Below are 313 nucleotides of genomic sequence, written 5' to 3' on the forward strand. Positions count from 1 at the left end.
GCATTTTCAAGCAGAAGATCGTGGACGGCTGGCAGCAGGAGCGCGCTGACAACTGTCTGCCCGGCGGTCAGGTCTGTCTGAAGAGCCACCCCGATCAGGCCATCGAGGTCTGCTTTGACGGCGAGATCCGCGAGAACTGGGATCACGGCTTCCACTATATCCAGCACACCAACTACAACAGCGTTATGGCTGTGCCCTCCGACCTGTATGTGCAGGGCTACGATGGCAAGGGCGTTGCCAAGCTGCGCCTGTGGCAGGCCAAGGCTCCTGACTTTGATATGTCCAGCTTCTCTCTGGGCAACTACAACACTGC

The 313-nt window shown here is 58.5% G+C and carries 1 protein-coding gene; it reads left to right on the top strand.

Features of this window, described 5'->3' with window-relative positions:
• The coding region (locus P0G09_RS17370; RefSeq protein WP_275253299.1) for a glycogen/starch/alpha-glucan phosphorylase at positions 1-313 on the top strand (313 nt) is incomplete at both ends.

The sequence above is a fragment of the Faecalibacterium sp. DFI.5.82 genome (assembly GCF_029076575.1).
Taxonomy (GTDB): domain Bacteria; phylum Bacillota; class Clostridia; order Oscillospirales; family Ruminococcaceae; genus Faecalibacterium; species Faecalibacterium duncaniae.